8 protein-coding genes are annotated in these 7,819 nt (G+C 60.5%); 7 read left to right on the top strand and 1 reads right to left on the bottom strand.

Annotated elements, in window-relative coordinates; translation table 11 throughout:
- Positions 1-16: 16 nt before the first annotated feature.
- A complete protein-coding gene (locus tag KBY72_RS10035; RefSeq protein WP_106502471.1) occupies positions 17-775 on the top strand; it encodes a BMC domain-containing protein in 759 nt (252 codons plus the stop codon).
- A 58-nt stretch (positions 776-833) separates the two neighbouring features.
- On the opposite strand, the gene KBY72_RS10030 is transcribed toward KBY72_RS10035, so the two are convergent.
- The gene (locus tag KBY72_RS10030; protein ID WP_254993496.1) at positions 834-1,415 is read right to left on the bottom strand and encodes a non-canonical purine NTP pyrophosphatase; all 582 of its coding nucleotides are present in this window, start codon (positions 1,413-1,415) and stop codon (positions 834-836) included.
- Between the two features lie 113 nt (positions 1,416-1,528).
- On the opposite strand from KBY72_RS10030, the gene KBY72_RS10025 reads away from it, so the two are divergent.
- The 6 genes from KBY72_RS10025 (at position 1,529) to KBY72_RS10000 (ending at position 7,815) form a co-directional block, all read left to right on the top strand.
- On the top strand, positions 1,529-2,524 hold the full coding sequence (locus KBY72_RS10025; RefSeq protein WP_254993495.1) for a sodium-dependent bicarbonate transport family permease: 996 nt from the start codon (positions 1,529-1,531) through the stop codon (positions 2,522-2,524).
- 4 nt (positions 2,525-2,528) lie between these two features.
- Complete coding sequence (locus tag KBY72_RS10020) at positions 2,529-2,810, top strand: P-II family nitrogen regulator (protein WP_254962084.1); 282 nt, start codon at positions 2,529-2,531, stop codon at positions 2,808-2,810.
- Positions 2,811-3,039: 229 nt separating this feature from the next.
- Positions 3,040-3,351, top strand: a complete 312-nt coding sequence (locus KBY72_RS10015) for a BMC domain-containing protein (protein WP_106502566.1) — start codon at positions 3,040-3,042, stop codon at positions 3,349-3,351.
- Between the two features lie 64 nt (positions 3,352-3,415).
- The gene (locus KBY72_RS10010; RefSeq protein ID WP_106502475.1) at positions 3,416-4,825 is read left to right on the top strand and encodes a form I ribulose bisphosphate carboxylase large subunit; all 1,410 of its coding nucleotides are present in this window, start codon (positions 3,416-3,418) and stop codon (positions 4,823-4,825) included.
- Positions 4,826-4,977: 152 nt separating this feature from the next.
- Positions 4,978-5,319: a ribulose bisphosphate carboxylase small subunit gene (locus KBY72_RS10005; RefSeq protein WP_254962085.1), complete on the top strand. Its 342-nt coding sequence runs from the start codon at positions 4,978-4,980 to the stop codon at positions 5,317-5,319.
- A 117-nt stretch (positions 5,320-5,436) separates the two neighbouring features.
- Positions 5,437-7,815 (top strand): CsoS2 family carboxysome shell protein, encoded by a 2,379-nt coding sequence (locus KBY72_RS10000; protein WP_254993494.1) that lies wholly within the window; start codon positions 5,437-5,439, stop codon positions 7,813-7,815.
- Positions 7,816-7,819: the final 4 nt, after the last annotated feature.

The following is a 7,819-nucleotide window of genomic DNA, read 5'->3' as shown; positions in this document are numbered from 1 at the left end:
GCGCCGGCGTCGGGAGATGGCGCTTGGCTCAAGCTCAAGTGGCGGCACCCAGATCACTGGCACCCGGGTGGGCAGCGACAGCTCAGGCGCCAGTTGTGTGATTACCACCGACAGCGAGGGCTCCCGGCTGGCACGCCAATCCAGCCATGTGCAGTCGATTGAGCTGCGCACATACGTATTTCTTGATTCGCTGCAGCCCCAGCTAGCTGCCTATATGGGTACGGTTAGCCAAGGCTTCCTGCCCATTCCTGGTGACGCCTGCTTGTGGCTGGAGGTGTCGCCGGGCATGGCTGTGCACCGGGTCACCGACATAGCCCTCAAGGCCAGCACGGTGCGGCTTGGCCAGATGATCGTGGAGCGGGCCTTCGGCTCCTTAGCGCTCTACCACCGTGACCAGAGCAACGTGCTCCACTCTGGCGACGTGGTGCTCGAGGCCATCGGCAGCCGGGTGGAGCTCCGCAGCCGTTGCGAGGTCAGCTGGACCGAGATCATCCGAGCGATCACCCCTGACCACGCCGTGCTGATCAATCGCCAGAACCGGCGCGGATCGATGATTCAAGCGGGGATGAGCATGTTCATCCTGGAAACCGAGCCCGCCGGTTACGTGCTGATCGCAGCCAATGAGGCAGAAAAGGCTTCCAACATCACTGTGGTGGACGTGAAAGCCGTGGGCGCCTTTGGCCGTCTAACCCTGGCGGGGCGGGAGGGTGATGTGGAGGAGGCAGCCGCCGCCGCGATGCGGGCTATCAGTCATATCAACAACAAGGCCAGCTGACCCAGAGGCTTGCTCTGACAATTGAGCTACTGGTAATTGAGTTATTGGCAATGGAGCATTAGTTGCTCAGCTCCAGCAGGCGGAGCAACTTCGGGGCAAGCGCCCGAGCTGCCTTGCCGCGGCTGCCGAGCTTGGCCTTGAGGTGGGGGCCCATCAGGGCGTAGGAGCATCCTGCCTCGCGCACATAAAAAAGGCTGTCGTAACCAGGGCCATTACCCTGGGGAGCGCGCAATATCTGGCCGCGGCAGATCCCCTCGGCCTCGGCCCTGGTGGTGCCGGATGGATCGGCCAGGGCCATGGCGCTGCGGAAGCTGGCTCCGCGATAAAGGCTGTCGCCTAATTCTTTCAACAGACGGTGAATCCGCTCGTGGTCTGTGGGGGCGTAGCGGGCCGAAAAAACACCCGGAGCTCCATCCAGGGCATCCACCTCGATGCCTGAGTCGTCGGCGAGGGCCCAGTGGCCGGTGATGCGGGCAACAGCCTCGGCTTTGAGACGGGCATTAGCGAGGTAGGTCGCTCCCGTTTCTTCAATATCGAGACCGGGCGGCTGGGGCAGGACATCCAGCTCAACCAGCTCAAGCATCGCGCCGATTTCGGCCACCTTGTGGGGGTTGCCACTGGCCACGACCAGGATTGGCATTCAGCAGGAATCGGGGCAAGTCATTGTCCCCCAAGGAGGTGTCTATTTCCTGCAGCAGACCTACGGTTGGTAAACGCCTTGGCCCCCGCGTGATTGGGTTCCAGGGGTAACCGATGGACCCAAGCCTGATTCTGCAGAACCTAGTCAGCCCACCGGTGCTGTTTTTTTTCCTTGGCGTGACCGCCGTACTGGTGGGATCGGATCTGGAAATTCCAGCCCCAATCCCAAAGCTGTTCTCTCTCTATTTGTTGCTCGCCATCGGATTCAAAGGTGGCTTGGAGCTTGAGCACAGCGGCCTCGGTGGCCAAGTGCTGCCCACGATCGCCGCCGCGATGGCGATGTCGCTACTGGTGCCTCTCTACAGCTATCTGGTGCTTAAAACCAGGCTGGATGGGTTTAATGCTGCCGCCATTGCCGCCACCTACGGATCGATCAGTGCGGTGACCTTCATCACGGCCGAGAGCTTTCTGGAAACCCAGAACCTGCCCTTCGATGGCTTCATGGTGGCTGCCCTGGCCCTGATGGAATCGCCGGCCATCATTGTGGGCCTGCTGCTGGTCAAATTGGCGGCCCCTAGCCAGCAAGCAGCTGGACCGAAGATGGGCTGGAGCTCGGTGCTGCGGGAGTCATTTTTAAATAGCTCGGTATTTCTGCTCGTAGGTAGTCTGGCGATTGGCTTATTGGTCGCAGCATTCAGCCCAGCCAGCATCGACAAAATGCTGCCATTCACCGACAAACTTTTCTACGGAGCCCTCAGCTTCTTCCTGTTGGACATGGGGATCGTTGCGGCCCAACGGATCCGAGATTTACGACAAGCGGGAGCCTTTCTGATCGGCTTTTCGGTGCTAATGCCACTTTTCAATGCCCTAGTAGGCACCCTGGTCGCCCGAGGCTTGAGCCTCGGACCTGGTAATGCCCTGCTGTTTGTGGTGCTGTGCGCTAGTGCCTCCTACATCGCGGTACCAGCCGCGATGCGGATGACAGTGCCGCAGGCCAATCCCAGTTTGTATATATCGACAGCCCTGGGAGTCACCTTCCCCTTCAACATCATTGTTGGCATCCCCCTCTACATGGCCATGATTAACGCCCTGCTTCCCGCCGCCGGATAAATCAATGAAACGCCTTGAACTGATCCTCAGCGAGCGGGAGTTGGATGCGGTGATCCAGGCAATGGAAACTGCGGGTGTGCCCGGTTATTCCGTCGTCAGACACGTCACCGGCAAGGGTCCGCATGGCTCCGTGTCCGAGGGCATGGAATTCAGCGGTCTAGGCGCCAATGCCCATGTGATCGTGTTCTGCGAAGCGCACTTGCTGGATGGATTGCGCGCAGCCCTGCACCCCCTTTTGACCTACTACGGCGGAGTGGCGTACGTCACAGACGCCGAGGCCCTCTAGGTGCTGGGCAAGCAAATTTTGTTCAAAACGGGATTAACCGGGCCAAAACCAGCGCCAGCACTACAACGGCAAGCATTGCCTAACGTTTTGTGATGCACTGATCAGCCTGCCTTATCTAAAGGCGACGCAACAGTGATGGTCGGTTCCGGCCAAATGGCTTGACGGGGGGTTTGGCTGCCGACCATGGTTGCTAGCGAACATCCAACCCCACCTCCACTAGGAGCAGGTAATGGCAACTGAATCCATGGGCATCGCCCTAGGCATGATCGAAACTCGGGGGCTGGTGCCCGCGATCGAGGCGGCTGACGCCATGACCAAGGCCGCCGAAGTGCGCCTTATCGGTCGTGAATTCGTCGGCGGCGGCTACGTCACCGTGATGGTGCGCGGAGAAACCGGCGCCGTCAACGCAGCTGTGCGCGCCGGGGCCGATGCCTGCGAGCGCGTGGGCGACGGTCTTGTGGCCGCGCACATCATTGCTCGCCCCCACCGCGAAGTGGAGCCTGCCCTGGGCAACGGCAACTACGCCGGTCAGAAGGATTGAGTTGACCAACGTCTGAGGCGTTAACCAACCCATTTCCCTTACCGACCCAATCAGAGAATCACTCATGGCTAAGAAGTACGAATCTGGGGTCAAGGAGTACCGCGACACGTATTGGACTCCTGATTACATCCCCCTCGACACCGATCTGCTGGCCTGCTTCAAATGCACCGGACAGGAAGGCGTCCCCCGCGAGGAAGTTGCCGCTGCTGTGGCCGCTGAATCATCAACTGGCACCTGGTCCGCCGTGTGGTCCGAGCTCCTCACCGACCTCGACTTCTACAAAGGCCGTTGCTACCGCATCGAAGACGTTCCTGGCGACAAGGAAGCCTTCTATGCCTTCATTGCCTATCCCCTCGACCTGTTCGAAGAAGGCTCCATCACCAACGTGCTGACCTCCTTGGTCGGCAACGTGTTCGGCTTCAAGGCCCTGCGACACCTGCGTCTGGAAGACATCCGCTTCCCGATGGCGTTCATCAAAACCTGCATGGGTCCCCCGAACGGCATCGTGGTTGAGCGCGATCGTATGAACAAGTACGGCCGTCCTCTCCTGGGCTGCACGATCAAGCCGAAGCTAGGCCTGAGCGGTAAGAACTACGGCCGGGTTGTCTATGAGTGCCTACGCGGCGGTCTGGACTTCACCAAGGACGACGAAAACATCAACTCCCAACCTTTCCAGCGTTGGCAGAACCGTTTCGAGTTCGTTGCTGAAGCAACCAACTTGGCGCAACAGGAAACAGGCGAGAAGAAGGGGCACTACCTCAACTGCACCGCTGCAACTCCTGAAGAGATGTATGAGCGCGCCGAGTTCGCTAAAGAACTGGGCCAGCCCATCATCATGCACGACTACATCACTGGTGGCTTCACCGCTAACACCGGTCTTGCCAAGTGGTGCCGTAAGAACGGCATGCTGCTGCACATTCACCGTGCAATGCACGCTGTGATTGACCGCCATCCCAAGCACGGTATCCACTTCCGAGTGCTGGCCAAGTGCCTGCGTCTCTCCGGTGGTGACCAGCTGCACACCGGCACGGTGGTCGGCAAACTGGAGGGCGACCGCCAGTCGACCCTCGGCTATATCGACCAACTGCGCGAATCCTTCGTCCCCGAAGATCGCAGCCGCGGCAACTTCTTCGACCAAGACTGGGGCTCCATGGGCGGCGTGTTCGCCGTGGCCTCCGGTGGTATCCACTGCTGGCACATGCCCGCACTGGTTGCCATTTTTGGCGACGACTCCGTGCTGCAGTTCGGTGGTGGTACCCACGGTCACCCATGGGGTTCGGCTGCTGGTGCTGCTGCTAACCGCGTGGCTCTCGAAGCCTGCGTCAAAGCCCGTAACGCCGGTCGTGAAATCGAGCGCGAAGGCCGCGACATCCTTCTGGAAGCAGCGAAGCACAGCCCTGAGCTAGCTATCGCCCTGGAGACCTGGAAGGAAATCAAGTTCGAGTTCGACACCGTCGACAAGCTCGACACCTGAAATTGCCAGTCTGAGTTGGTGAGTGGGGCAAGCAACTTGCCTACTCTCCTCCCAGAACGGAATATTCAGAACTTGAGATTAAACTAATCTCTGCGAACGAGATTAAGAGCCTTTCTACAAGGTTCAAACATTCCATCCACATAAGGATCCCCATGCCTTTCAAGAGCACCGTGGGTGACTACCAAACAGTCGCCACCCTGGAGACATTCGGCTTCCTGCCGCCGATGACCCAGGACGAGATTTACGATCAAATCGCTTACATCATTGCCCAGGGTTGGAGCCCGCTCGTTGAGCATGTCCATCCCAGCAACTCCATGGCGACCTACTGGTCATATTGGAAGCTGCCCTTCTTTGGCGAGAAGGATTTGGGTGTGGTCGTGAACGAGCTTGAGTCTTGTCACCGCGCCTACCCCGACCACCACGTTCGATTGGTGGGCTACGACGCTTATACCCAAAGCCAGGGTTCCTGCTTCGTGGTATTCGAAGGACGCTGATCCCAGCCCTTCCGGGGCTCGAGCCATTGGCCTGGGCCCCAACCCCTTTCCTCTGCTGGCTAGTTCGCGTTGCGGACTGGTCAGCACCTTTTCAGATATTCCATTCGACGGGCGGACATGGCCAGCACATCCAGCCGGGAAGCAGCTCTGGAGCGCCGCAGGGCTCTCACCAACGGCGGCAAAAAAGCCGCCAGCCGGTTCACCTCCGGTCCGAGCCGTGTGCGCTCGGTTGAAGACGCTCGCCCCACTCGCACAGCCGCAGCGCAGGAGTCCTCTGCATCGGTGGCCAAGGCCGCTTCAGTTGCTGCCCCGGCTGTGAACGCCCGGGCGGCTGCCTCTCACCGCAGCCTTGCTGCACCCACCGGCTCCAGCCGGACCACCCAGGCCCGTCCAATCGCAAATCCAAGTAGAGATTTGGTGCTTGCCCGACGGGAAGCCCTTTCCAAACGCGGCAAACGTGCCGACACCTCCAGCGACCGCACGCGCACGGACCTGGCAAAAATTGCATCAAAAGTCCAAGTCCCTGTAGCGGAAGCCAAGTCCAAGTGTCAAGGCGAGACCGCTCCTGCGCCGGCCCAATTGAGCCTCAGTAATCGCCCTACCAAAACAAGTGGCAGTGGTGGAGATCGCCGTGCCACAGCCAAGCGCCTCTCCCAACTAGATCCCAGCCGGGCCCTTGTACTCGCACGAAGAGAAGCTCTCTCTAAGCGTGGCAAATCAGCTAATGCGCCTAAGAGCACTACAGCTGCTTCGATATCCCGCCAAGGAAATCCTGATATGAGCGCCCGCGAACTTTCCCAGAAGGTGCGCGAACTGCGCGCCAAGGTTGGTAGCGCTGGTTCCAGCAGAGTCGCCGGCATCCGCCCCTCCGGCCCAAACCGCCACGGCGCCAGACAGGCAGCCGCCGCAGAAGCCCACTGGAAAGTGGGAGTGAGCGAAACCAGCTCTGGTCAGGTGGTTACCGGAACCCAGGCCAATCGCTCAGAGAAAACCACTGGTAACGAAGCGGCTACCTGCCGCGCCATTACGGGCACCGAATATCTCGGCGCCGAGGTGTTCCAGGCCTTCTGTCAGAGCGGTCCAGTGGCAAGTCAACCTGCCAAGGTGCGCGTCAGCGCCACTACCCATGGCAACCGGGTCACTGGCAATGAGGTTGGTCGTTCTGAAAAGGTGACCGGCGATGAGCCCGGTACCTGCAAAAACATCACCGGCACCGAATACGTTTCAGCCAATCAGTCAGCAGCCTTCTGCGGCACTTCCAGCCCCAGCCCCAGCCCACGCAAGGTTGGACGCAGCCAGACCGAGGGAGGTCAGGCAGTTTCAGGTGTGATGGTTGGTCGCTCAAGCCTTGTCACGGGTGACGAACCCGGCTCGGGTAAGCACCTCACCGGCTCCCAGTACATATCCGATCAAGGCCAGGTGACTGGACGGGCTCCTACCAAGGTTGCAAGCTTGCATACCCTTCGTGGCACGGGCATCACTGGCACCCATGTGGGCCGCAGCGAGCATGTCACCGGTGATGAGCCCGGCAGCTGCCGCATGGTTACTGGTGATGAATACGTCGGCAGCCAGCAATATGCGGATTTCTGCAGCAGCAAGCCCCAGCCAGAGTCTGCCAAGGTGGGCTTCAGCGTCACCAATCGGGCCCAGGTCGTCAGTGGTACCCACACTGGCCGCTCCTCCAATGTCACCGGTGATGAGCCCGGCACCTGCAAGGTCGTAACCGGCACGCCCTACGCCGGTCTTGAGCAGGCAGGTGACTTCTGCAACAGCAAGTCCGTCGCCGAAATCCGTCAGCGCACTCCGGTGCGCGGCTCTAACCGCATGAGTGGCATACAGCCAGGGATTGGCGGTGTCCTCACTGGTGCGGGCCGCGGGGCCTGCGAAGCTATAACCGGCACTCCCTATATCGGTGGCGATCAACTCGCCAAGGTCTGCGGTGCCGCCGCAGCCCAGGACTCCGACTTCCCCCAACCCCTGGCGGGTAGCCAGCCCTGGCAGCAATTCAGCATCCAATCCCCGGCTCGCTCAGCCCAGGTGGGGCGAGATCCAGCCGGGGCCGTAACCGGCACCAGCTACGAGCAGGGCAGCAGGATTACCGGCCCTTTTGCCTTGGCCGGTGACATGGTCACCGGCACCGAGCAATTCCGTTTCGACCGTCGCGGCAGCAGCCAAATCGCTCGGGGGCCCATTGAGGTTCCTGTCAGCGTTGACGCGGATGCTCGTCCAACTTCCAGGGTGACCGGCGAAGGCATCTCTGCTGGCTTGAAGATCACTGGTGATGACTGGGATCGGGGTGAACGGGTCACCGGCACCGAGGGCGTTTCAGCCCGGCGCCGCAACCCCACCAGGCCAGGCTCGAAGACCTCGATGCCTGCCGCCCTCCAGCCAAAGCGCAACGAAGAGCGTCCCGAGCCAGTCAGCCGTGTCACCGGTTCTAGTGGCAACACCACAGCTGGCTCCCTGATCACCGTGTCTGGCGGGGCCCGCGGCTGAACCC

It is taken from the genome of Cyanobium sp. BA5m-21 (genome assembly GCF_024346235.1).
Classification (GTDB): Bacteria; Cyanobacteriota; Cyanobacteriia; order PCC-6307; family Cyanobiaceae; genus Cyanobium_A; species Cyanobium_A usitatum.
This window is presented reverse-complemented; position numbering and strand designations above follow the sequence as displayed.

What these genes read in the sequence shown, in the direction of transcription:
- KBY72_RS10020 (WP_254962084.1), top strand. Translation starts at nt 2,529, where the DNA reads ATGAAACGCCTTGAACTGATCCTCAGCGAGCGGGAGTTGGATGCGGTG.
- KBY72_RS10030 (WP_254993496.1), bottom strand. Translation starts at nt 1,415, where the DNA reads ATGCCAATCCTGGTCGTGGCCAGTGGCAACCCCCACAAGGTGGCCGAA.
- KBY72_RS10035 (WP_106502471.1), top strand. Translation starts at nt 17, where the DNA reads ATGGCGCTTGGCTCAAGCTCAAGTGGCGGCACCCAGATCACTGGCACC.
- KBY72_RS10025 (WP_254993495.1), top strand. Translation starts at nt 1,529, where the DNA reads ATGGACCCAAGCCTGATTCTGCAGAACCTAGTCAGCCCACCGGTGCTG.
- KBY72_RS10010 (WP_106502475.1), top strand. Translation starts at nt 3,416, where the DNA reads ATGGCTAAGAAGTACGAATCTGGGGTCAAGGAGTACCGCGACACGTAT.
- KBY72_RS10015 (WP_106502566.1), top strand. Translation starts at nt 3,040, where the DNA reads ATGGCAACTGAATCCATGGGCATCGCCCTAGGCATGATCGAAACTCGG.
- KBY72_RS10000 (WP_254993494.1), top strand. Translation starts at nt 5,437, where the DNA reads ATGGCCAGCACATCCAGCCGGGAAGCAGCTCTGGAGCGCCGCAGGGCT.
- KBY72_RS10005 (WP_254962085.1), top strand. Translation starts at nt 4,978, where the DNA reads ATGCCTTTCAAGAGCACCGTGGGTGACTACCAAACAGTCGCCACCCTG.